Raw genomic sequence first — 22,466 nt, forward strand, 5'->3', positions numbered from 1 at the left:
GGTCCCTCCCTCAGTGTCCGGTCTTGGGGATGTACGTCGCCGACTTGACCGGCATCTTCACGACGACGGGGTCGGACTCGGCGAAGTGCAGTTCGACGGTGACGGTGTCACCCTGCGTCGGCTTGCGCTTCAGCTTGTCGAACATCAGATGGTTGGCGCCGCTTTTGAACACGAGTTGACCGTGCGCAGGGACGGGCAGGCGGGAAACCTGTTCCATCGCGCCGCCGGTCGTCTCGTGCAGGGTGACGTCGCCGTCGCCGCTGGTGACCGAGGTCAGTTCGTCCTTCGTGCCACCGGAGTTGGAGATGGTGAGGAATCCGGCGGCCATGTCGGCGGAGACGGGCTGCGGGATGTAGGCGCCGGAGACGGAGAGGCGGGAGCCGGACGAGTCGGACGCGTCGGAGGAGTCCGAGCAGCCGGCCAGGACGAGGGCCGCGGCGAGCACCGCGACCGACGCTGTGGTCCTGCTCACGGGTTCTGCCCCTTGATGATCTTCGGCAGGTCCTTGGTGTAGTCGTCGACGGTGGCGTCCTCGCCGTAGAGGACGTACCCCTTGTCGGTCTTCGGGGAGAAGGCGACGACCTGGGTGCCGTGCACCGAGACGGTCTTGCCGGTCTTCTTGTCCTTGTGGGTGGGCTCGATGGAGATGCCGAGGGTGCGGGCGCTCGCCTGGATGGTGGCGAAGTCACCGGTCAGGCCCACGAACTGGGTGTCGATGCCCTTGAGCCACTTGCCGAGTTCGGTGGGGGTGTCGCGGGCCGGGTCGGTGGTGACGAACACGACGGTCAGCTTGTCCTGCTCGGACCTCGGCAGCTGCTTCTTCGCGACGGCGATGTTGTTCATGGTCAGCGGGCAGATGTCGGGGCAGTGGGTGTAGCCGAAGTAGATCAGGGTGGGCCTGCCCTTGGTCGCGGCCCGCAGGTCGTACTTCTCGCCCTTGGTGTCGGTCAGGACCAGGTCCGGCTTCTCGAACGGCTGGTCGAGGACGGTGGCGGCCTTCTCCGAGCCGGCTTCCTCCGAGACCACGGAGACGGGCGAGGAGCTGTCGTCACCGCTGCCGCAGGCGGAGAGGGTCAGGGTGGCGGCGGCGATCAGTGCCGCCGCGGCGAACGTCTTCTTGCGCATATCAAAATGTCCCAGTTATAAGGATTTTGGCGTGCGCCGGGGCCGGACGACCAACCCCGGCGCACGTTCGTGCAACAGGTCAGGCGTCGCTGCGCCGGCGCCCGGCGAGCACTCCGTACGCCACGCCCAGCGCGCCGACGACGATGCCGACCACGCCGAGGACGCGGGCGGTGGTGTCACTGCTGTCGGCGGGGGCGGCCTCGGTGGCCGCGGCGGCGTTCTCGGTCTTGGCGTCGGTCTCCTCGGCGGCCGTGGAGCCGTGGTGGCCGTCCCCGGTGGCCGCGGACAGGGCGAGGACGGGAGCCGGCGTCTCGGGCTCCTCCGCGCCGTCCTCCTGGACCTCGATCCAGCGCACGACCTCCTTGTTGGAGTATGTCTGGATCGCCTTGAAGACCAGTTCGTCGGCGTCCTCGGGCAGGGCGCCGATGGAGACCGGGAACTTCTCGAAGTAGCCGGGCTGGATGCCGTTGGCCGCGCTGGTGGCGGTCCAGGTCACCTTGGTGACGGCTTCGGTGATCTGCTTGCCGTGCAGTTCGAGGGGCTTGGCGAGCTTCGACTTGGTGACCTGGATCTTCCAGCCGGCCATCGGCTCGGGCATGACCGAGGCCAGGGGGTGGTCGGTCGGGAAGGTGACCTCGAGCTTGCTGGTGGAGGCGTTGTCGCGCTCGTTGGGGACCTTGAAGTCCACGACCGCGTAACCGCCCTTGGCCGCGGTGCCCTCGGGCGCCACGCTGACGTGCGCGAACGCGGGCGAGGAGAGGACGACCACGGCGGCGACGGCGACGGCGCCGGTGGCGGCGAGACGAGAAGCCTTCATGAAATGCGCTCCGCTTCGAGAGGGATTCCGGTACTGAGGAGAGGTACGCGCGCAGGGGTGCCCGATCGCTTGAGAAGAGCGGGAAACATCTGCACGCGTGCGTGCCGCACGACGGCGGCTCCTCGAGGCCCTGTGGGATCCCCCGGGTATGCCCGTCGTGTCAGGCAGCGAGAACGAACGCGTCCCCGGCCGGCGGTCCCCGCCTGATCACCGAGTGCTGGAGTGCGGTGGTGGCGCCTGGCTCGGACACCGCCGCCGACGCGGTGCGCGCGACGCGCGGTCCGGCCTCGGGCGCCCCCGGCAGTCCCGCACGCAGGGCGCGCACCAGCGCGAGCGCCCCGCGCAGGGATCGTACGAGCGCCTCTTCCGCGACGGAGTGCGCCGAGCACGTGGACAGTTCGGTGAGCCTGAGCAGCGCCAGGTCCCCGTGCCGCAGCAGCCAGCCGGCCGCGACGGCCGCGAGAACGTGCCCGAGGACCATCGACAGGGAGGGCAGGACCGACAGGGCGGAGGAGCCGGTCATGGCGTCCGCCGAGTGCTCCATGCCCGTCGTACCCGTCGCACCCCTGGCGCTTGTCGCCGCGGGATAGAGCCGCGCGTCGGTGAGCAGCTTGTGGGCCTGCGCCGGGCTGATCGCCGCGGCGGTGGTCCCGCACAGCAGCCGCGCGGCCTGCTGGACCAGCGAGGCGTCGGACACCGGCTGCGCCGTCGTCGCCGAGGAGATCGATGGCGTCGACGTCATCGACGCCGCCGTACCGTGCTGTCCCAGCCCGAAGAGCACATGCAGCACGGTCTGTCCGGCCGCGAGCAGCGTCGCGATGCCCGGCAGTGACCGCTCACGTCCGGCGAGAGGCGCCACGACCAGGAAGGTCGACAGGAATCCCGCACCGAGCGTCCACAGCGGGACGGTGGCGCAGGAGGCCATGGCGTGACCGGCCGCGGCCAGCACGACGCAGACCGCGGCGAACACCGCGGCCCGCAGAACCCGGAGATCCCCTCCGGGGCGTGCGTGGGGGGCAGTCATGGCGGGCTCATCATCGCACTGGGCTTATGGACGCCATACGGCAGGTCCACAAGATGACGTACGAGGCGTACGACCGGAAGGTCACTTCTGGTACGGGCTGTCCCACATACACCGGTGAACTCCGCCCGCGCATCCCCCATATGGGCGGCATCACGTCAAGGATGTGCTTACACCCGGGCATGGGCGGCAATACGTAACGGTATGTCGAGCCGCGTCCAGGAGGCTGGAGCATGAGCATCTGGTGGTCACTCCATCTGAGGCGCGATGCTGCGAGCGTCCCGCTCGCCCGGCGCCTGCTGCTCGGCACCATGGAGACCGCGGGCGTCGATCCGGACGTCTCCTACGACCTCTCCCTCGCCCTCAGTGAGGCCTGCGCCAACGCCGTCGAGCACGGCGGCCGGCAGGACTCCTCGACGGCGTACCGGGTCACCGCCTACCTCGACGGCGAGAAGTGCCGTATCGAAGTCACCGACTCCGGCCCGGGATTCGCCCGCCCCCAGTCCACCGCGCAGTCCCTCCGCCGCGTTTCGGACGAGGCCGAGAACGGCCGCGGCCTGTGTCTCATCCAGGAACTCGCCGACCACGTCCACATCGGCAACAAACCCGGCCGCCGCGGCGCCGTGGTGAGCTTCGACAAGATCCTGAAGTGGAAGAAGGACGCACCGCTGATGGCGGTGTGAGCCGACCTCATGACTCCAGGGGGTCCCGGTCTGCATACTGACCGGTGCCGGTCGCTCTGTCGCCGGACTCAGGGGAACGCCGGGCCGTGGGGGGACTGCCGATGGCGTGGACGGTACGCACCAGGGACGGGCGGCGGCTCTCGGTCGAGGAGCGCGGGCATCCGAAGGGCCGTCCGGTGTTCCTGCTGCACGGCACTCCCGGCAGCCGGCTCGGCCCCGCCCCACGGCCGTCGGTCCTCTACCGCATGGGGATCCGGCTGATCACGTTCGACCGGCCGGGATACGGCGGTTCGGACCGCAGCCTGGGCCGCACGGTCGGCGCCGCGGCCGAGGACGTACGCCTGATCGCCGACGCCCTCGGGATCGGCCGGTTCGGTGTGGTGGGACGTTCCGGCGGTGCCCCGCACGCGCTCGCCTGCGCGGCCCTGATGCCGGAGCGCACCGCCCGGGCCGGTTCCCTGGTCGGGCTCGCCCCTCCGGACGCCGCCGAGCTCGACTGGTTCGACGGCATGACCGCGGCCAATGTCCACGCCTACGTCAACGCGGCCGTGGGCCGCCACCGGCTCACCGCCAGCCTGGGCAGACGCTCGGTGACGATCCGCGCCGACCCGGCGGCCTCCGTCGCCGAGATGCGCAGCGAACTGCCCGAGTCGGACCGCCGGATCGTCGCGGACGCCGGTATCCAGGCCATGCTGGAGCGCAACTTCGCCGAGGGCCTGCGCAGTTCCGCCGACGGCTGGGTGGACGACGTGATGGCGTTCAGCACCGGCTGGGGCTTCGACCTGTCGGGGATCACCGCCCCGGTCCTCCTGTGGCACGGCGAGGAGGACATCTTCGCCCCGGTGGAACACACCCGCTGGCTCGGCCGCAACATCCCCGGGGCCCGCGTCGAGGTCGAACGCGACGCCGCCCACTTCGGCGCGCTGCGTGTGATGACCCGCTTCATCGGCTGGGCCTCACAACACGACGGGTGAGGCCGACGGCAGCGGCGCGGTCCAGCCCCGCCCCGCTCCGTCCCGGCCCCGTCCCGGCCCCGTCCCGCCCGCCCGGTCCGGCTCCGCCCCCCCGCGGTCACACCTGCTGCGGTTCCAGGTCCCGGTCGATCCGGCGCCACGCGGACGCCGCCTCGCTCAGGGGGTGCGTCTCGCCCAGCCGCTGGACCAGTTCGGTCTCCGCTTCGCGGTGGAGTCTGGTGGCCTCCTTGTCCCGGCCCAGCCCGCGCAGCGTGATCGCGAGGTTGGCCATGGCCGCGAGGGTGTCGGGATGGCCGGCCCCGAGGCGTTTGCGCAGGCCGGTCACGGCAAGCCGCTCCCAGTGCTCGGCCTCCTCGAGGCGGCCGAGGTCGGCCAGGGCGTTGGCCAGGCTGGTTCCCACGCTGAGGGTGGCCGGGTGGTCGTTGCCGAGGGCCGTGGCGAGGGCGGTGTGGGCCTGTTCGGCGAGTTCGGCGGCCTTGTGCCGGTCGCCGAGGGCGCGATGGTAGGTCGCCAGGTTGTTGATGCAGAACATCGTGAACGGGTGGTGGGGGCCGAAGGAGTTCCGGTACCCCTCCAGCACCGCCTCGACCTGCCGTACGGCCCGCTGGGCACCCTGCTCGGGATCGGTGGCGAGGTAGTCGGCGGCGAGGTTGAGCCCGCAGGCCAGTTCCTCGGGAATGGAGCGGCCGTACCGGTCGCGGTAGCGGGTGTGGGTCTCCCAGGTCTGCTCACTCAGCCGCAGCGCCTCCGCCTGCCGGCCGGCCTTGCGCAGGGACACCGCGAGGCTCTTGTCGACCCGCAGCACCTCCGGCACGTACGGGTTGAGCACCTGCCCGAAGAGCTCCCGCACCTGGCGCAGGATCTCCACCGACTCGTCGTACTCGCCCAGTTCCCTCAGGTCGCGGGCGTAGTGGCTGCGGGTGGTGAGCGTGTAGGGGTGCAGCGGGCCGTCCAGCGCGGTACGACGGCGCACGGTGTCCTCGTCGAGCCGCCGGGCGGCCTCGCTGTCCCCGGTGAGGCGGTGGTCGATGGCGAGGTTGTTGGCGGAGCGCAGGGTGCGGGAGTGGTCCTCGCCGAAGATCTCACGGAAGCCGTTGTAGTTCCGCTGGTCCAGCTCCAGCGCCTCGTTGAAGCGGCCGAGCGCCCGCAGGTCGGCGGCCACGTTGCCGGAGGTGATGAGCAGGGAGGGGTGGCCCTCGTCGAGGAGCCGGCGCTGCCGGGCCAGGGTGTCCTCGTCCATCTCCCGGGCGGCCTGGTACTCGCCCTGGGAGCGCAGGATGTTCGCCAGCTCGAAACGGAGGTTGAGGATCTGCTCGTCGTTGGAGTCCTGGAACTCGGTGCTCCAGAACTCGTCGAGCTGGGTGCCCAGGGTGCGCGCGAGGTGCAGTTCGCCGCGCTTCCACAGGTAGCGCATGCGGTCCACCATCAGCTGCCGTGGCTCCTCCTCCGCGCACTCGCGGATGTTGGAGGGGACCAGGTGCGGCCAGATCACCTCGAACTCGGGCCACTTGGCGGGGTCGTCCACCGCGTCCTCGGAGGGCCGTATGGCGGCGAGGATGCGGTGCACCTCGTGGACGGTGTCCTCGGCCACGTCCGGGGCCATGCTGTCGCGCACCGCGGCCTGCACCAGCCGGTGCACCTGGATGGAGTTGTCGGTGGAGTCCACCTTGGCCAGGGCGAACCGGTTCAGCGCCTGGGTGACCTTGCCGAGCATGTACCGGGCGCGCAGGTCCTTGTCGTACGGCAGCAGCGCCCTGATCATCGCGTCGCTGCCGACGAGGGCCATCGAGATCGGCTCGGCGGACAGGAAGCTGCACAGTTCGAGGAGCCGGGCCGCCGCCGGGGACTCGTGACGCAGCCGGGTGACGGAGATGTTCCAGGTCGCGCCGACGGAGGACGGGTACTCCACGGCGTTGACGGCGGCCTGGACCGACAGCACCTGGGTGCTCTGCTCGCGCAGCTGCTCGATGTACTCGCCGACGGGTGTGGCCGTCGTCGCCAGCCAGGCCGCCGCGACCTCGACCGCGAGCGGCAGGTCGCCGACCGCGTCGGCCACCAGCGCCGCGTCCTCCTCGCGCAGCCCCGGCACGCGCGCGGTGAGGTGCTCCACGCTCTCCTCCCGGGTGAAGACCTCGACCTCCACGGTCCGGACCCGGGTGGTGGTCGGCTTGGTGCGGGTGGTGACCAGGAGATGGCCGTAGACGTCGTCCGGGATCGGTCCGGTCTGGTCGCTGAAGCGGTTCAGCACCTCGTCCAGGTCCTCGACGTTGTCGAAGACCAGCAGCCAGCGCTTGTACGGGTTCCCGGCCCGCAGTGCCTGGAGGGCGGCCACGGCGGCCTCGGACACGTCGTCGCCGATGCCCGGGGCGAGCCGTCGGCCGAGGTCGGCGAGTTTGGGGGCGACCAGGTCGGGCTGTTCGGCGTCGACCCACCACACCAGGTCGTAGTCGGGCTTGAAGCGGTTGGCGTACTCGCGGGCCAGCTGGGTCTTGCCCACGCCGCCGAGCCCGTGCAGTACCTGAGGCAGGCGTTCCCCGGAGGCGCCGGTGACGAACTGTCGGCGCACCTGTTCGAGGATCGAGGAGCGGCCGGTGAAGAACGGGTAGCGGGGCTGGACGTTGGACACGCTCGTGCTGCTGTTGGGAAAGCGCGCGCCGTGCGGCCGGCCGGCCGGCTGCGAGGTGGGCCGGCCCAGGCCGGTGAGCAGTGCGGTCGCGGCCGTCTCCTCGTCCAGCCGGGCCAGATCGATGGTGCCGCCCCGGCTGGCGTAAGGGATCTGCTGCACGTCCCCGACCCGCAGGGCGACCGGCTGGTGCTTGTTCGTACCTCCCGAGTGCACGGTGGCCTCCCAGGCGGCCCGGGCCGTGCGGGAGCCGAGGAAGGCGGGAGAGACCACGGCGAGCGTCCGCTGCGAGCCGCCGGACAGGGCCTCGCCGCCGACCTCCAGGGTCGTCATCGACCGCAGGTCCTGGGAGGCCACGTCGAAGCGCGCCTCGCGCAGCACCGCCTCCAGCCAGTCCACCCACATCCGGTCCTCGGAGACGTACTGGAGCAGCAGCTTCGAGGGGGGCAGCGGGCGGCGGCGGGTGTAGGCGGAGACGTACTGGTTGCGCTTGATCTCGTTGAGGGGCGGCAGGGAGCTCACCCGGCCGGCGGTGACGACGTGGGTCAGCCGCTCGCAGGCGGTCAGCATGGAACTGGCGACCTTGGGCGGGTCGCCGAACGGGGCGAGGATCTCCTCGTACGCGTAGTACGGACGGTAGGGGATCTCCATCGACCCCCAGTAGGCGGTGAGTTGCTCGGCGTCCATGCCGCTGGGCAGACCGTCGAAGCGTTCGCGCGCCAGGGCTCGTCCCGCGTCGACCTTGTCCTTCTCGCCGTCGTCGATGCGCATGGCGACCGGCAGGATGCGGATGCCCTTCTCGCCGTAGCGCTCCTCGATGTCCTGGGCGACCGTGGCGGCGCCCTCGATGCTCTGGTCGCTGAGCGTGTAGCAGACCACCAGGGTGCTGGGCATCTGCACGGTGCAGATGTCCGCGAGGTCGCTGTGGCCGGTCCGGCTGTCGATCAGCGTGAAGTCGTAGTACTGCTCCATGTCGGAGCGCATCGCGTCGAAGAACTGGCCGCCGCCGTAGCTGCTGTAGAAGCGGTCCCAGTCCATGTTGCCGACGATCGGGTAGTCCCGGTGCCGCATGCCGGCCGACAGGAAGTCCAGGCTGCCGGGCTCCGGGAAGGGCCACTCCAGGGAGATGGCGTGGGGGCGGACACGGGCGTAGCGCCGGTGCCAGTCCGACGCGCGGTCGGGAAGGTCGCGCAGGGCCTCGCGGCGGTAGTCGTCGATCAGGTTGATCAGGCCGGGTGTCTCCCGGAGTAACGAGGGCTTCAGGAACGGGTGGAAGAACCTGTGTAGGCCCGGCGCCTCCAGGTCCCAGTCGACGGCCAGCACGCGGTACCCGTTGGCGGCCAGGATCCAGGCCACGTTGGCGAGCGCCATCGTGCGGCCGGTGCCGCCCTTGTACGAGTAGAAGGTGATCACTGAACCCTTGCGGTTCTCGGTCATGGATCCCAGCCCTCCGCTGTGTCGGCCTTGCTCTTCCCTCGTGCCGTGTGCGCCGGGGCCATGGGCGGGGGTCCGCGCGGATGCCCCGGCGTCGCGCTCAGACGTGGTATCCCAGCCTGGGCAGCCGCGGGGGATCGGTGGGTGGCCCCTTCGGCGGATAGGTCTTCGCATGGGTCTCGTAGTAGTTGACCGCCTGCCGTACGGCCTTCTGGAGTTCGACCTGGAACGCTTCGAGGGTGCGGATGGCGCCGCCCGGCGACCGGTGGCCCGAGCCCACCACCTGCCGTGCGGCCAGTACCCGGTCGGTGAGTTCCTGCAACTGCCGGTCCCGTTCCGGGGGGATCGCGTCGTCCCGGTGCTGGGGGATCATCACGCTGATCCAGGGGCGCTGCTGCTCGGCCAGCTGCGCCATGAGCTCCTTCACGCGCGGGGAGTCCAGAGCCCACCGGTCGAGCAGCAGCAGGGCGGGGGTGCTGGGCGGGCCCAGGGTGAGGAGACGGTCGGGTTCGTTCTCGAAGTCGCTGACGGTGACCCGGTAGTTCATCGCCCTGACGAGGTCGGCGGCGTGCTCCGCGAGGGAGCGGGTCGACACCGGGTGGTACGGGTTCCACTCCAGCGCGGTGTCCCCGTAGTAGTCGGGCGCCCGGCCCGGGGGCAGGTCCGAGCGGGAGCGGGCGATCACCGTGACGTCGAACTCGGGTGGGTGGGCGCCGTCCCCGAAGGCGCTGGGCAGTGACTCGTACTGCCGGTAGAGCTGCCCTTCCCCGAGGTCTATGGCCCGGCTGGCGCGCACGATCCGTTGGGCGAGCCGGTAGACGGCGAGTTCGTACTGGTCCTTGAGATAGCTGAGTTTGGTGAGCCCGTAGAACCCCTCCGCCGCGTAGTCGTCCCCGAAGTCCGCGTGCTGGAACTGCAGGTCCTTGGCCACCTGGGGGAGTTGGGCGAGTTCGACGGGCACCCATAACGCCGGGACGATGGCGCTCTCGCGTGATTCCCCGCGCAGGGTCCGGCGGTAGATCTCCCGCTGCGAGAACGCCCACCACTCGCGGCCGCACTGTTCACTGATGAAGTACCGGGGCGAGTACAGCGGCACGAACACTTGGCAGCGGGCCAGGTTCTCCGACAACTCGTCCGTCCACCGCGTTCCGAGCGCGATCCCCTGGTCCAGGAAGCCGGCGCTGGCGCCCATCGGTAACGACGTCATCTCCAGGATGTGCGCGCACAGGCCGTCGTACAGTTTCTTCACCCACGCGTTGGGGCCGGCGATCTCGGAGTCGTTGCGCGGTGTGTGCGCGTAACTGAGAAAGAAGTACGGCCGCCCACTTCTGGGATCCTCTGCGTCCCCTCGCACCAATACCCCCGATACGCCGCCGACGGAGCTTCAGTGTAGGAACGCGGCCTCATCAGCGGAACGGGGCGGTGAACTCGACTGTTTTCACGCCGTGATGACGAGACGTCAGTCGCGGAGGACGAAGGACATGACGAGGAAGACGGCGGCCAGCAGGGTGAGCGCCGCGCCTGCGCCCAGACCCACTGCCGGATAGAACTTCAGATGGCCGACCGCGTAGCCGAAAATGCCTGCCACGTTGCCGCCGAGGAGCGAACTGAGAACCGCGACCAACGCGTAGTGCTTGCGCTTGCTGCGTGGAACGGGCGGATCCTCCTGCGAGGGACGAGGTCCGGACACGGGCCCTGCGGGTTGCTGGTCCGGGCGGGATGCGGGAGAGGACACGAGAACTCCAGGGCTCGCGCTGCGTGGAGGCGTATATGACACCGAGCGGATCAGCCGTGCCGCCAGGACCGGTCCCCGGCCGGTGCCGCGCGGCCCTTGTGGTGCGCCGCCGTTCTGCGGGCGCTGACCAGCGCGTCGGGGCTGACCGGGTCCGTCAGCCGTGTCGAGACGGTCTCCCCCATGGCCCTCACGAAGCGCTCGCCCAGTGCCGTCAGGGCACCCGAGCCGGCCAGGGTGTCCACCGCCTCGGCGGTCTGTTCGCGCCAGCGGGCGAACCGGACCTCGGCGTCGAACGCCTCGGCACCGTCCGCGGTCCGCCGACGGGCGGCCCAGTAGTCGACGACGGCGATATGCGCGTACGTCCCCTGCAGCAGCCCTTCCAGCGGGCGCGGATCCGGCCGCCAGGGTGCGTAGAACAGCTGCGCGCAGGCGGGGTCGTACAGGTCCGCCAGATCGAGTACGGCGCCGAGCTTGACGTGCTGGAACTCGTGGACCAGCAGACACGCCAGGGTCTCGGGCGTGCCCGGCCGGGCGATGCCGACCGCGCCGAAGGCGTCCCGGGCCGCCGAGCTGATGTCCGCGCCCGCGGAGGCCTCCCGCAACGGGGTGACGACACTCAGGCCCGCGGCGAGTCCGGGCGCGTACGCGGGCAGTTCACGCCGGATCCACTCCCACGCGGCGGCGAGATCGTGGCGCCACTCCTCGGCGGCCGCGGAGGACAACCGCTCCCGCACGGGGTAGCCGTGCGCGTCCCGCCAGGGGTCGGTGTCCTCCAGGGCGACGGCCCAGCCCGGCAGTTCGAACCGGTGCCGCGCCAACCATGCCGGATCCGCCGCCGACTTGGGCCCCACGGCGTGCACGCGCTTCCCGGCCCGGACCGTGAAGCTTCCGTCCGCGCCGCCGATGACCTGCGCCTGCGTCGCTTCGCCCACGACCAGTGCGCCCAGGGTCGGCAGCCGCAGCACCCCGGAGCCGGTCGGTACGGTCACGGTGCCCGCCCGCCCGGCCCGCAGCAGTGCCGCCGCGGCGAGCTCCGCCACCCCGCGCATCGCGATCCGGCCGGCCTCCTCGCCGCCGTGCAGTGCGCGCTGTGCCCAGGGGCGCAGGTAGGGGTGGGCCAGTACCGCGTCCACCGACTCGGGAGCCTCGGCGTCCAGGACCGCGAGGGTTTCCCAGGCCGCCGTTCCGGTCTCGTCGTGCGCGCTCTCACGCCAGACGGCGGCGAGGAGTTCGCGGTTGACGCCGAGTTCGTGCCGGGCCAGCAGGTGCACGGCGTCGGCGCCGCCGAGACCGGAGGCGATCTCGTCGAGGCGCACGTCGTCCAGGGGCAGGTGGGGCGTCGGCATCTGCTGGGCTTCCCTGTCGCGGATCCCGGTGATGAGCTGTTTCAGGTCGGCGCAGTACACGGACGGGTTCATGAACGCGCCGTCCCCGCTTCCGGAGCGGTAGCGGTGCGCGTACAGCCCTCCGCCGCAGGAGCGGACGACCGGACAGGCGCGGCAGGTCCCGCACAGCCCGTCCAGCCCCTGCTGCCGGGCCACGATGCCGGGGTGCACGGCCATCTCGTCCAGGGAGTTGGCGCGTACGTCCATGCCGGTGCCGGGCGCTCCGTCGTACGCGGTCTTCAGCGAGTCCGCCTGTTCGAGAGCGCCGTCGGTCTCGATGACCGCCAGTTCCACCGGGGCAAGACCGAGGGACTCGGTGAGGCTGCTCGCGCCGCGCAGGGTGCGCAGAACGGAGTCGAGAACCCGTACGCCCATGGGCCTGCCCGCGGCGGTCCAGCGGTCGTGGACGGTCAGCAGCCACTCGCCGTACGAGGGGGTGCCGGGTGCGCGGGGCGGTGGGTCGTCCCAGGTGGCGTGGGGGAGCAGGAAGTCGATGCGGGGCGGGGCGAGTTCGGCCAGGGCGTCGTAGACGGTGACCGGGTCGTTGCGCAGGTCGACCGTGCAGAGCAGACCGGCGAACAGATGCCGGTAGCGGGGGCTGTTGAGCAGGGCGATCGCGCGGAGCACCCGGGCATGGCTGCTGCGGCCGTTGCGATAGCGGCGGTGCAGGTCGTTGGCCGCGCGGTCGCCGTCGAGCGAGATGCCGACCTTGATGTCGAACTCCGCGAACAGCTCGCAGAACTTCTCGTCGAGGGTGACGCCGTTGGTGTGGATGCGCAGGTCGAGGGCGCAGACCCCGGCCAGGGCGGTACGTAAGCCCTGCGCCGCCTGACGGAGCCGTTCCCGGCCGGCGAGGAGGGGCTCCCCGCCGTGCAGCACGACGTGAACGGTGTCGAGCCGGTGTGTGCGGGCGTGTTCGGCGATACGCCGGGCGGTGAGGTCCAGCACCTCGCCGGAGACCACCGTCGGCCGGCCTCGCCAGCTCTGGTCCGCGTGTTCGAAGACATAGCAGTGATCACATGCCAGATCGCAGCGGCTGTGCATCTTCAGGACGAACTGGCTCAGTGGGTGCGGCGACGGGTCCATCAGCGCACGGCGCGTTTCCTGCTCGAGGGGGCAGGGATCAGACGGCCGACTGGAACGCCGCGACCGAGACCCGCGCCGGCCCGCGGTCGGAGTCCCCCTGCGGCGACACGACCCGGGTGAGGGCACCGGACCTGAGACCGTCCGCCCGCGCGGCGAGCCGTACCAGCGGGACTCGTTCCCCGGCGGTCCACTGCTTCCCCGGCTCGTCGGCCGAGGCGATGGTGGGCGTGTTCATGGACGAACCTCGATCTTCCGTGTGCCCGCTGGTCTGCGAATGGACAAGGAACGGTCCACGCATGGCGGATATTACGGACATCCGGAGCGTCCCGCGCGCGAACACGCTCATGAGAGTGAACAACCCCGGGGCAGGGGTCGCAGAGCAGATATGAAACCACACGGCGGCCCAACTGCGTTCCCCCCTGCGTGAGTTGCGCATGTCAGCCCCCACCTTCGACTTTGCGGTCTTGAGGGGGATCTGAAGTGGTGACGATGGACCCGGGGTCGTGCTCGTAGGGAACAAGGAAATCCCAACCCGTTACGCCCTCAAGATCTATTTGCGAGGATTTTACCCTATGGAGACGTTTGAGGGGCGGCGGCGCCCGCGCGGAATTCACCCGACCGAGGCACAGCAGCGCGCCCGCCCGCGGCTGTGCCGAAATTCTCAGCCCCCGCACAGGTGCCCTTCCTATGGTCCGGCCATGACGGGAAACCACTGGAACACGCCCCCGAGCGTCCGTCCGAAAGTGCCGGTCCCCCGGCCTCGGCCTCTTCGTAAGGTACGGCCATGAGCAGCCGCGAGGACGAGGCGCTGGCGCTGGCCGCCGTGAACGCGCTCACCGGTCAACTGGCCCTGGCCCCCAAGCCGGGCCTGCCCGATCCGCGCGACCTCGGCGCCCGTGCCACGAGCAAGGACCACTGTTCGCTGCGCTGGTCGGCCAAGGCGCTCGCGCCAGGCCTCACGGCGATGGCCGCCGCCGCCCGCCGCACCGGCGAACCCACCCCCGGGCTCCGTGCGGAACTGGGCGCGATCGGCCGCTGCACCGAGCACTCGGTGGGCCTGGCGGGCGGCGGCCACCGCGGTGCCCTGTGGACCCTCGGACTGCTGGTCGCCGCGGCCGCCCTCGATCCGGGAGCGCGATCGAAGGACGTGACGGCGACCGCCAAGAAGATCGCCGCGCACACCGACAAGCGGGCCCCACGCCGTGCCTCCAGGGGCTCCTCGGTCTCCGCGAAGTACGGCGCCGCGGGCGCCCGGGGCGAGGCGCGGGCCGGATTCCCGCACGTGAGGCGGGCGTTGGACGCCCTGGCGCGAGCCCGCGAGGCGGGCGCCGACGAGGCCGGGGCCCGCCTGGACGCCCTGCTCACCGTGATGTCCAGCCTCCAGGACACCGAACTCCTCTACACCGCGGGCCCCTTGGGCCTGCGCCACGTCCAGGCGGGCGCCCGAGGCGTCCTGGAGTCGGGCGGTACGACGACGGAAGCGGGCCGCGAGGCCCTGCTCACCCTCGACGCCGACCTGCACACACGCGCGTGGAGCCCCCGCGGCAGCGCGGGCCTGCTCGCGGGCGCCCTGTTCGTGGACGCGCTCCCGGCGCCCCGGGCCAACGCTTGACCTGACACGGCCGGGTGGGCGGGATTTCGCGGTCACCGTTCGCTCGGCATCGCCCGGGCCGGGCGTCCGTTCGCGGTCCGCCTGACACGGCCGGCCGGGCGTCGGTTCCGCCGCTGCCCTGCCCGGCGCCAGAACCGACGCGGGCCCTCCGGACACCGTCCGAGGCGTGTCCGGTGCACGGGCGCGGGCCCTGCCGCCGTACGTCCCTCAGTTCGCCGGCGCGGACACGGCCCGCCCGACGGCCGGCTGCGAGGCGCGGCCGGCGGCTCGGCGGGCCGCCGGTCCCATCGCGTACGACGCCACGAGGGTCGCCCCGCCGAGGAGCAGCCACCCCGGCGTGCCCCACTCCACCAGCAGCGTCGTCAGCACCAGCGGCCCCAGGGTCCTGGCCACCGTCACCCCGGTCCCGAAGAACCCCTGGTACTCGCCGACCCGGTCGGCCGGAGCCAGGTCGAAGGAGAGCTGCCAGGACCCCGCCGACTGCCCCATCTCGGCCACCACCTGGAGCACGGCCCCGACGACCAGCGCTCCCACGGCCACCCACGGCGAGGCGCCCGCCGACAGAGCGAACACCGCGCAGGCCGCCAGCATGACCCACCCCGACCGCCGCACCGCGCGCGTGGCCGACGCCAGCCCGGTCACCCCGCGGGCCATCCGTACCTGGAAGAGCATCACGGCCCCGGTGTTGAGGACGAACAGCGCGGAGACCAGCCAGGTCGGCGCCGCGGTCCGCTCGGCGATCCACAGCGGGATCCCCAGGCTCAGCAGGGGCATCCGCAGCAGCAGGACGGTGTTCAGGAGCGTGATCACGGCGTACGGCCGGTCGCGCAGCACACTCGCACCGCGCCGCTTCTCCGAGGACCCCGCGGACGTCGCGGACACCCGAGGTGCCACCGACGGCAGCCTCAGCAACAGCGCCGCGCACACCGCGAAGCTCGCCGCGTCCACCGCGAACACCCCGAGATACGCCGCCCGCGTTCCGGCGTGCAGCGCGAGTCCGCCGAGGCCCGCGCCCACGGCCAGACCGGCGTTCAGCGTCGCCTGGAGGTGGGCCAGCAGCCCGGTCCGCTCCCCGGCGGGGACCAGCCCCGCGAGCAGTGCCTGCCGGGCAGCGGCGAGCCCGGACTGGGCGGAGGCGTAGGCGCAGGCCGCCAGGACGAACGGCACGAAGTCCCGGACCACCAGGAAGGACGCCACCGCCAGCCCCGTGGCCAGCGCCAGCAGCACCGCCGTACCGCGCGCGCCACGCCGGTCCGCGAGCCGCCCGAGCGGCACGCCCACCACCGACCCGACCGCCCAGCCGACGGTCAGCCCGAGCCCCACGCGCGCGGGGTCGAGCCCGACGACGTGCGTGAAGTACAGGGCCGACGTCACGTAGTAGGCGCCGTCCCCGACGGAGTTGCTCAGCTGGGCGAGCGCCAGAACGCGTTGCGGCCCCGCGGGCGGGACGAGTGAGTTCGTCATGCAAACGACACTAGAAGCGCGGTGGACCACTCGACAGACCCAATGGAGGTGCTCAGGACTGGCCCAATTCCAGGACCCGGGCCAGCACCTCCAGCGCCCGCGGATACGCCGCCTCCCGAGGCGTCCCGTACCCCACCACGAGCCCTTGGCGAGAGCCCGCCGTGTGCCAGTGCTCGCCGAGCGCCCCCACGGCGAGACCTTCGGACGCGGCCCGTGCCAGTACCGCCGGCTCGTCCTCGACCTCGACCAGCGCGTGCAGCCCGGCCGCGATCCCCCGCAGCCGCCACCGCGCCCCCAGCCGCTCCACGAGCAGATCCCGGCGCCGCCGGTACCGGAGCCTGCACGCGCGCACGTGACGGTCGTACGCGTGGCTGCGGATCAGCTCGGCGAGGGCGAGCTGCCCGATGGACTCCGTGCTGTGGTCGCTGTGCAGTTTGGCGTCGGCGACGGGCCCGACGAGCTGGGGCGGCAGCACCATCCACCCGAGCCGGAGGGCGGGTCCGAGCGTCTTGGACGCCGTCCCCAGGTAGGCGACCTGCCCCGGCGCCATCCCCTGGAGCGCCCCGACGGGCTGCCGGTCGTAACGGAACTCCCCGTCGTAGTCGTCCTCGACGACCAACGCCCCACGCGCGCGTGCCCAGTCGGTCAGCGCGCGCCGGCGCGAGGGGTGCAGGGTCACGCCGGTCGGGTACTGGTGGGCGGGAGTGACGACCACGGCGTCGGCGGCCTCCAAGCCGTCCGGGCAGGCCCCCAGCTCGTCGACCTGAACCGGCACCACCCGCCCGCCACCGCGCCGTACGACGTCCCGGTGGAAGGGCAGCCCGGGGTCCTCCATGGCGACCGTGCCGCCATCCAGGACCCGGGTGAGCAGAGCGAGTCCCTGTACGGACCCGGAGGTCACCAGGATCCGCTCGGGAGGCGCGACGACCCCGCGGGCCCGCCCGAGATACTCGGAGAGGGCGGTCCGCAGCTCGATACGCCCGAGCGGGTCGCCGTAGTCGTACGCGGAGACCGGCGCGGTGGCCACGGCTCGGCGTACGGCCTTGAGCCAGGCGGCGGCCGGAAAGGTCCCCACGTCCGGACTCCCGGGTCGCAGATCGAAAAGCGGCGCACGCACGCGTGCACCGCTCTCCGGCGATCGGGTCTCAGTGGAGGGCAGCGGAGCGACGACGGTCCCCGATCCCTGCCGGGCGGTCAGATACCCCTCGGCGATCAACTGGTCGTAGGCCGCCTTGACGGTCCCCCGGGAAATCCCGAGCTCCTCGGCAAGCCGCCGGGTCGCAGGCAACTGGGCACCGGGAGCGAGCCGCCCCGCCCGAACGGCGTCGCGCAGGCCTCGCTCAAGCCCGGCACGACGCCCATCGACGGAGTCGGCATCTAGATGCAGGTCCACGGCGACTCCCTAGGGGCGCGGGGCTGTATCAATGTGCGGCTCCGCCGCGTGGGCGCGACCAGCCACGAAGCACCCGCGCCCGAAACTCAACCCTTGAGACCGGCCATCCAGGCTTCGACCTCATCAGACTGCCGAGGCAACCCGGACGACAGATTCCGGTTCCCGTCAGCCGTCACAAGGATGTCGTCCTCGATCCGCACCCCGATGCCCCGGTACTCCTCCGGCACAGTGAGGTCATCGGCCTGGAAGTACAGACCGGGCTCGACGGTCAGCACCATCCCCGCCTCAAGCACCCCGTCCACGTACGACTCCACCCGCGCGGCAGCGCAGTCGTGCACGTCCATCCCGAGCATGTGCCCGGTCCCGTGCAGCGTCCACCGCCGCTGCAGCCCCAGCTCCAGCACCCGCTCCACGGGTCCCTCGACAAGACCCCACTCCACGAGACGCTCCGCCAGCACCCGCTGGGCCGCGTCATGGAAGTCCCGGTACTTGGCGCCCGGCTGCACGGCCGCGATCCCGGCCTCCTGGGCGTCGTACACGGCGTCGTAGATCTTCTTCTGCACAGCGCTGAAGCGGCCGTTGATCGGCAGCGTCCGTGTCACGTCGGCGGTGTAGTACGTGTGCGTCTCGACGCCGGCGTCGAGCAGCAGCAGCTCACCCGACCGCACGGCCCCGTCGTTGCGCACCCAGTGCAGCGTGCACGCGTGCGGTCCCGCCGCGGCGATCGTGCCGTAGCCGACGTCGTTGCCCTCGACGCGCGCGCGGAGGAAGAAGGTGCCCTCGATGTACCGCTCGGAGGTGGCCTCGGCCTTGTCGAGGACCTTCACCACGTCCTCGAACCCGCGAACGGTGGAGTCGACCGCCTTCTGCAGCTCGCCGATCTCGAACTCGTCCTTGACGAGCCGCGCCTCGGACAGGAAGACCCGCAGTTCCTCGTCCCGCTCGCCGGTGACCTTGTCGGTCAGTGCGGCCTCGATGCCGGCGTCGTAGCTCCGCACGACCCGCACCGGACCGGTGGCCTCGCGCAGGGCGTCCGCCAGCTCACGCACATCGGAGACGGGGAGGCCGTACAGCTTCTCGGACTCGGTGAGCGAGTGCCGCCGCCCGACCCACAGCTCGCCCTGCCCGGAGAGCCAGAACTCACCGTTCTCGCGGTCGGAGCGCGGCAGGAGGTAGAGCGTGGCGGTGTGACCGCCGGAGGCAACGGGTTCCAGGACGAGCACGCCGTCCTCAGTCTGGTTGCCGGTGAGGTAGGCGTACTCGACGGACGCCCGGAAGGGGTACTCCGTGTCGTTCGAACGTGTCTTCAGGTTGCCGGACGGGATCACCAGCCGCTCACCCGGGAAGCGGGCGGACAGCGCCGCACGGCGGGCCGCGGTCTCGGCGGCCTGCGCGATCGGCTGCAGGTCGTGCAGCTCCGTGTCGGCCCAGCCGGACTTCATGCTTTCGGCCAGCTCGTCGGACACGCCCGGGTACAGTCCGTTCTTCCGCTTCTTGATCGGCTCTTCGGGCTCGGCTTCCGGGCCCGCTGCGGCAGCAGCGGGTGTCTCGGCCGGATTGAGCTCTTCGGCCACGGTCATCCTCCTAGATACGGCACTGGACCCCGTCCATCGTACGGTCGTACGGAAGGGGGCCCAGGGCCGGAAGAGCTGTTACCACCCACTACTCGAAGTGAGCCGCCAGCAGCACGACGTCCTCCTCGGAGTCCGCCTCGTCCAGCCCGTCCGGCAGTACCGTCCGCAGGATGTGGTCGGCGATGGCGCCGGGGTCGTCGCGCAGCCCCTTCGGCACCCCGGCCGCCGCCGAGTGCAGGCGCGCGAAGGCGCGGTCGGTGGGGTCGCCGGTGCGGTGCAGCAGCCCGTCGGTGTACAGCAGAACCGTCTCTCCGGGTTCGGCGCTCAGCTCCACGCTCGGCGCCTCCCAGCAGGCGAGCATGCCGAGCGGCGCGGACACGGAGGTCTCCACGAACTCGGTGCGCCGCTCGCCGATGAGCAGCGGCGGGCAGTGCCCGGCACCGGCCAGCGTGATCTTGCGCAGCGCGGGCTCGCAGTAGGCGAACAGTGCGGTGGCCGAGCGGGCCGGCTCGGTCAGGCGCAGCAGCAGCTCCAGGTCGGACAGGACCGCGACCGGGTCCTCGCCCTCCATCACGGCGTACGCCCGCAGGGACGCTCTGAGGCGTCCCATCGCGGCGATGGCGCTCGCGCCGCTGCCGGTCACCGAACCCACCGCGAGACCGAGTGCCGCGTCGGGCAGCGGCAGCGCGTCGTACCAGTCGCCGCCGCCGCGCGGGCCGGTCCGATGCCGGGCGGCGAGCCTGACGCCTGCGACACGGGGGAGCCGGGACGGCAGCAGCTCCTCCGCCATCGTCGCCAGGCACGCGCGCGTGCGCTCGACTTCCAGGAGCCGGGCCAGGTGTTCGGTGGCGTACCGGGCGTACAGGCCGACGAGGTGTCGCTGGCGCTCGGCCGGTTCGGCCGGCTCGTCGTAGAGCCACACGGCGGCACCGAGACGGCCGGCGTCGTCGGTGGCCAGGGGGAGCGCGTAACAGGCCCCGTAACCCAGGCGGGCGGCGACCTCGCGGTGGCGCGGGTCCAGGCCCTCCTCGGCGAGCAGGTCGGGCTGGGTGATCTCACCGTCGCCGCCGGGAAGTCCGTCGAGGATCTTCCCGTACGACATGGAACTGCGCGGGACGGTCTCGATGTGCCCGAGGTCGGCTCGTGCGAGGCCCAGGCCCAGGGTGGTGTCGGGTCCCAGTCCGTCGGCGGGTTCGAGGACGACGAGTCCGCGCCGGGCGCCCACGAGGGCGGCTCCCGCGTGCAGCAGTTCCTGCAGGGCCTCGGTCAGTGTGTCCGTGCGCGTGAGGCGTTCGGTGAGTTCGTGCAGGGTCGTGAGGTCGGAGACCCAGCCGGCGAGACGGTCCTGGAGCAGGGCGCCGGGTGCGTTCGGGGAGGGGACCGAAGAGGTGCCCGTGGCGGCTGGCGCGGGCGCGACAGTGTGTGCGGGTGCGGGAACCGTTGAATCGATTCCAGCCACTTTCGGAGGGTGAGGTGCGTTCATGGCGTCCGGCTTTCCGACCGGTGCGTATTGCTCAAAAGCATCGCAAACCCCCATGTCATTCTGCGCCGCTAGCAGTGTCTCCACATGTACACGCACTCGTGAGGGGATGTCCAGCATTGTCCTGCCGGGATTCCTGGTGTCCGTGGGTAATCGGTGGAGCGCGAGCCTATGGGTGAAGTTGGCTCAAAACTGCCTCGGGTTACGGTGTATTGAGGTCGACTGGCCTTGCTCCACAGAGCGTCACAGCGGTCGTGATGGGTACGTACTCGGTAAGGGCCAGGGGTGGTGGACAGCCACCCGGAACCTGGTGACCGGCCCGGGCGTCTTAACCACCGACGACCGAGCCCCATCCTCCCGTGGCGGAGGCGGAGAGAAATACGCGCGACGGCAAAACGCCAGACTTCGCCACCCCCCGCCACGCCCATGCTTTTGATAGACGCAGTATGGGGTTCCCCTTGTCTCGGACAAGGGTGTGATGCGCCAACAGGTACGCACAGTGAAGAGATCGACACATGGTGTGATGTGGTCCTCGGTGTTGCCAGCGGTGCAACGGAAAGGAACGAGCGCTCATGCGCGAGATCCTCGGAAGGCGACGCAGGCTCCTGTCCCAGCGCAGCGACGGAAGGCCTGAATTGATCAGCGCGGCCCTGACCTTCGCCACGGAATGGCAGTGGCCCGTACTCCCGGGTGTGGCACCGGACCCCGAGGGCCGGGCCCGCTGCGGCTGCCCCGACCCGGAATGCACGGTTCCCGGCGCCCACCCCTTCGACCCCGGCCTCCTCGCGGCCACCACCGACGCGCGCATGGTGCGCTGGTGGTGGACCAACCGCCCCGCCGCGCCGATCGTCCTGGCCACCGGTGGCACGGCCCCCTGTGCGGTCAGCCTGCCGCCCCTCCCGGCCTCCCTCGCCCTGGCCGCGCTCGACGCCAAGGGCATCCGCCTGGGCCCGGTGGTCGCCTCGCCGACCCGCTGGGCGATCCTCGTCAAGCCGTACTCCCTGGAGCAGCTGGGCGAACTGCTGTACGCCCAGGACCACGTCCCGGGCTCCCTCCGCTTCCACGGCGAGGGCGGCTACCTCGCCCTGCCCCCGTCCGAGACCGGCCACGGCGACATCGAATGGGAGCGCGCACCGCTCCCCGGATCGGCCTCTCCCTGGCTCCCCGACGTCGAGGCCGTGGTGGACGCCGTGGTCGAGGCCCTCACTCGTACGGGTGTGAGCGCGCCCGAGTTGTAAGGGTGTCGGGCGCGGGCGGAACCGGGCGCCCGCGCCCGGTCGTTATCGTCCGCTTCATGCTGCGCCATTCCGGGGGACGCCCCCAAGAACCCCGACGAGACCCCGGACCGGACTCCGGACGGGACCCCCGACGGATTCGTCTGCTCGCCCTGTCCGGTGTCGTGGTGTGCGCGGTCGCGCTCCCGCTTGCCGTGGCCTCCGCGGGACAGGTGGGCGACGAGGGGCGCGCCGTCGTACGTGATCTCGTGCGTCCTTCCGTACGGCCCTCCGCGCGCGAGGACGAGAAGGCACCCCCCGCGGCGGCGACCGGCTCCCCGCTGCTGCTCGGCCTGGGTCTGGCCACCGCCGCCCGCTGCGGTCCCGAACTGAACTCCCCCGACGGTCTCGAGGCGCAGACCTGTGTGCTCACGCAGGGCGACGAGACCTGGGCGCGCACCTACTACCGCAACGCGACCGGCGCGGCGCTGGACGCCGTGCTCAGCCTCATGGGGCCAGGTGCCCGCTCGGTGCAGATGCACTGTGGGGTCGGCGCCGGAGACGAGCCGGACAGCTGTGAGACACCCCGGCAGCGGACCCGGGGGACGCCGGGCGACTACACGGCGGTCGCGGAGTTCGCCGCCCGGTCGGACGGCGGACCGCTGTTGCTGCGGTCCGGGAGCAACTCCGGGGAAACTACGGGCAGTTGACGGGCGGAGCCGTTGCGTAAAGCGTGCCCGGACACAGAAAGACCCGGTTGCTGGCGACGGGGGATGCACCAGCAACCGGGCTATTGGAACCGTAACAAGAGATCGGCCGTTCGCAAATTCGACCGCGGTGCTGCAT

Annotated in this window: 18 protein-coding genes; 5 read left to right on the plus strand and 13 right to left on the minus strand. The window is 71.4% G+C overall.

All coding sequences use genetic code 11. The features are described 5' to 3' along the window. Positions 1-10: 10 nt before the first annotated feature. The 4 genes from ACFYRX_RS15495 to ACFYRX_RS15510 form a co-directional block, all read right to left on the minus strand. Complete coding sequence (locus ACFYRX_RS15495; protein WP_389099724.1) at positions 11-472, minus strand: copper chaperone PCu(A)C; 462 nt, start codon at positions 470-472, stop codon at positions 11-13. Then, positions 469-1,125, minus strand: a complete 657-nt coding sequence (locus ACFYRX_RS15500) for an SCO family protein (protein ID WP_389099726.1) — start codon at positions 1,123-1,125, stop codon at positions 469-471. Before ACFYRX_RS15500 ends, ACFYRX_RS15495 begins: the two co-directional genes overlap by 4 nt. Positions 1,126-1,204: 79 nt before the next feature. Further along, entirely contained in the window at positions 1,205-1,942 is a 738-nt protein-coding gene (locus ACFYRX_RS15505; protein ID WP_389099728.1) for a YcnI family protein, read from the minus strand. A gap of 160 nt (positions 1,943-2,102) precedes the next feature. After that, the gene (locus tag ACFYRX_RS15510; RefSeq protein WP_389099730.1) at positions 2,103-2,966 is read right to left on the minus strand and encodes a hypothetical protein; all 864 of its coding nucleotides are present in this window, start codon (positions 2,964-2,966) and stop codon (positions 2,103-2,105) included. A 230-nt stretch (positions 2,967-3,196) separates the two neighbouring features. Between ACFYRX_RS15510 and ACFYRX_RS15515 the strand changes: the two genes are divergently transcribed. After that, the gene (locus tag ACFYRX_RS15515) at positions 3,197-3,646 is read left to right on the plus strand and encodes an ATP-binding protein (RefSeq protein ID WP_389099732.1); all 450 of its coding nucleotides are present in this window, start codon (positions 3,197-3,199) and stop codon (positions 3,644-3,646) included. Between the two features lie 101 nt (positions 3,647-3,747). Next, positions 3,748-4,620, plus strand: coding sequence for an alpha/beta fold hydrolase (locus tag ACFYRX_RS15520; RefSeq protein WP_389099734.1), 873 nt, complete (start codon positions 3,748-3,750; stop codon positions 4,618-4,620). A 97-nt stretch (positions 4,621-4,717) separates the two neighbouring features. Here ACFYRX_RS15520 and fxsT read toward each other — a convergent pair whose 3' ends face one another. The 5 genes from fxsT to ACFYRX_RS15545 form a co-directional block, all read right to left on the minus strand. Then, positions 4,718-8,680, minus strand: coding sequence for an FxSxx-COOH system tetratricopeptide repeat protein (fxsT, locus tag ACFYRX_RS15525; protein ID WP_389099736.1), 3,963 nt, complete (start codon positions 8,678-8,680; stop codon positions 4,718-4,720). Between the two features lie 97 nt (positions 8,681-8,777). Continuing rightward, entirely contained in the window at positions 8,778-10,031 is a 1,254-nt protein-coding gene (locus ACFYRX_RS15530; protein WP_389099738.1) for a TIR-like protein FxsC, read from the minus strand. A 105-nt stretch (positions 10,032-10,136) separates the two neighbouring features. Next, positions 10,137-10,412, minus strand: coding sequence for a hypothetical protein (locus ACFYRX_RS15535; protein WP_389099740.1), 276 nt, complete (start codon positions 10,410-10,412; stop codon positions 10,137-10,139). A 50-nt stretch (positions 10,413-10,462) separates the two neighbouring features. Then, positions 10,463-12,883 (minus strand): FxsB family cyclophane-forming radical SAM/SPASM peptide maturase, encoded by a 2,421-nt coding sequence (locus tag ACFYRX_RS15540; protein WP_389099742.1) that lies wholly within the window; start codon positions 12,881-12,883, stop codon positions 10,463-10,465. Between the two features lie 37 nt (positions 12,884-12,920). Continuing rightward, positions 12,921-13,118, minus strand: a complete 198-nt coding sequence (locus ACFYRX_RS15545) for an FXSXX-COOH protein (RefSeq protein ID WP_389099744.1) — start codon at positions 13,116-13,118, stop codon at positions 12,921-12,923. A 549-nt stretch (positions 13,119-13,667) separates the two neighbouring features. Between ACFYRX_RS15545 and ACFYRX_RS15550 the strand changes: the two genes are divergently transcribed. Next, the gene (locus ACFYRX_RS15550; RefSeq protein ID WP_389099746.1) at positions 13,668-14,495 is read left to right on the plus strand and encodes a triphosphoribosyl-dephospho-CoA synthase; all 828 of its coding nucleotides are present in this window, start codon (positions 13,668-13,670) and stop codon (positions 14,493-14,495) included. Positions 14,496-14,702: 207 nt separating this feature from the next. On the opposite strand, the gene ACFYRX_RS15555 is transcribed toward ACFYRX_RS15550, so the two are convergent. The 4 genes from ACFYRX_RS15555 to ACFYRX_RS15570 all read right to left on the minus strand — a co-directional run bounded on the left by ACFYRX_RS15555 (position 14,703) and on the right by ACFYRX_RS15570 (position 20,526). Further along, positions 14,703-15,959 (minus strand): MFS transporter, encoded by a 1,257-nt coding sequence (locus tag ACFYRX_RS15555; RefSeq protein ID WP_389099748.1) that lies wholly within the window; start codon positions 15,957-15,959, stop codon positions 14,703-14,705. A gap of 52 nt (positions 15,960-16,011) precedes the next feature. Then, on the minus strand, positions 16,012-17,352 hold the full coding sequence (locus tag ACFYRX_RS15560) for a PLP-dependent aminotransferase family protein (protein ID WP_389099750.1): 1,341 nt from the start codon (positions 17,350-17,352) through the stop codon (positions 16,012-16,014). An 86-nt stretch (positions 17,353-17,438) separates the two neighbouring features. Further along, positions 17,439-18,932 carry an aminopeptidase P family protein gene (locus ACFYRX_RS15565; RefSeq protein WP_389099752.1) on the minus strand — a complete coding sequence of 498 codons (1,494 nt, stop codon included), beginning with the start codon at positions 18,930-18,932 and terminating at the stop codon, positions 17,439-17,441. Between the two features lie 82 nt (positions 18,933-19,014). Continuing rightward, on the minus strand, positions 19,015-20,526 hold the full coding sequence (locus ACFYRX_RS15570) for a PP2C family protein-serine/threonine phosphatase (protein ID WP_389099754.1): 1,512 nt from the start codon (positions 20,524-20,526) through the stop codon (positions 19,015-19,017). A 452-nt stretch (positions 20,527-20,978) separates the two neighbouring features. Between ACFYRX_RS15570 and ACFYRX_RS15575 the strand changes: the two genes are divergently transcribed. Both ACFYRX_RS15575 and ACFYRX_RS15580 read left to right on the plus strand, forming a co-directional pair. Then, entirely contained in the window at positions 20,979-21,644 is a 666-nt protein-coding gene (locus tag ACFYRX_RS15575; RefSeq protein WP_389099756.1) for a bifunctional DNA primase/polymerase, read from the plus strand. 56 nt (positions 21,645-21,700) lie between these two features. Next, a complete protein-coding gene (locus ACFYRX_RS15580) occupies positions 21,701-22,330 on the plus strand; it encodes a hypothetical protein (RefSeq protein WP_389099758.1) in 630 nt (209 codons plus the stop codon). Positions 22,331-22,466: the final 136 nt, after the last annotated feature.

Origin of the sequence: Streptomyces sp. NPDC005374, assembly GCF_042872225.1 — a bacterium.
Classification (GTDB): domain Bacteria; phylum Actinomycetota; class Actinomycetes; order Streptomycetales; family Streptomycetaceae; genus Streptomyces.

Bases quoted from the DNA above. Each gene is read 5' to 3' on its own strand.
- ACFYRX_RS15500 (WP_389099726.1), bottom strand. From the start codon at position 1,125: ATGCGCAAGAAGACGTTCGCCGCGGCGGCACTGATCGCCGCCGCCACC.
- ACFYRX_RS15505 (WP_389099728.1), bottom strand. From the start codon at position 1,942: ATGAAGGCTTCTCGTCTCGCCGCCACCGGCGCCGTCGCCGTCGCCGCC.
- ACFYRX_RS15510 (WP_389099730.1), bottom strand. From the start codon at position 2,966: ATGACTGCCCCCCACGCACGCCCCGGAGGGGATCTCCGGGTTCTGCGG.
- ACFYRX_RS15515 (WP_389099732.1), top strand. From the start codon at position 3,197: ATGAGCATCTGGTGGTCACTCCATCTGAGGCGCGATGCTGCGAGCGTC.
- ACFYRX_RS15520 (WP_389099734.1), top strand. From the start codon at position 3,748: ATGGCGTGGACGGTACGCACCAGGGACGGGCGGCGGCTCTCGGTCGAG.
- fxsT (WP_389099736.1), bottom strand. From the start codon at position 8,680: ATGACCGAGAACCGCAAGGGTTCAGTGATCACCTTCTACTCGTACAAG.
- ACFYRX_RS15540 (WP_389099742.1), bottom strand. From the start codon at position 12,883: ATGGACCCGTCGCCGCACCCACTGAGCCAGTTCGTCCTGAAGATGCAC.
- ACFYRX_RS15545 (WP_389099744.1), bottom strand. From the start codon at position 13,118: ATGAACACGCCCACCATCGCCTCGGCCGACGAGCCGGGGAAGCAGTGG.
- ACFYRX_RS15550 (WP_389099746.1), top strand. From the start codon at position 13,668: ATGAGCAGCCGCGAGGACGAGGCGCTGGCGCTGGCCGCCGTGAACGCG.
- ACFYRX_RS15555 (WP_389099748.1), bottom strand. From the start codon at position 15,959: ATGACGAACTCACTCGTCCCGCCCGCGGGGCCGCAACGCGTTCTGGCG.
- ACFYRX_RS15565 (WP_389099752.1), bottom strand. From the start codon at position 18,932: ATGACCGTGGCCGAAGAGCTCAATCCGGCCGAGACACCCGCTGCTGCC.
- ACFYRX_RS15570 (WP_389099754.1), bottom strand. From the start codon at position 20,526: ATGCTGGACATCCCCTCACGAGTGCGTGTACATGTGGAGACACTGCTA.
- ACFYRX_RS15575 (WP_389099756.1), top strand. From the start codon at position 20,979: ATGCGCGAGATCCTCGGAAGGCGACGCAGGCTCCTGTCCCAGCGCAGC.
- ACFYRX_RS15580 (WP_389099758.1), top strand. From the start codon at position 21,701: ATGCTGCGCCATTCCGGGGGACGCCCCCAAGAACCCCGACGAGACCCC.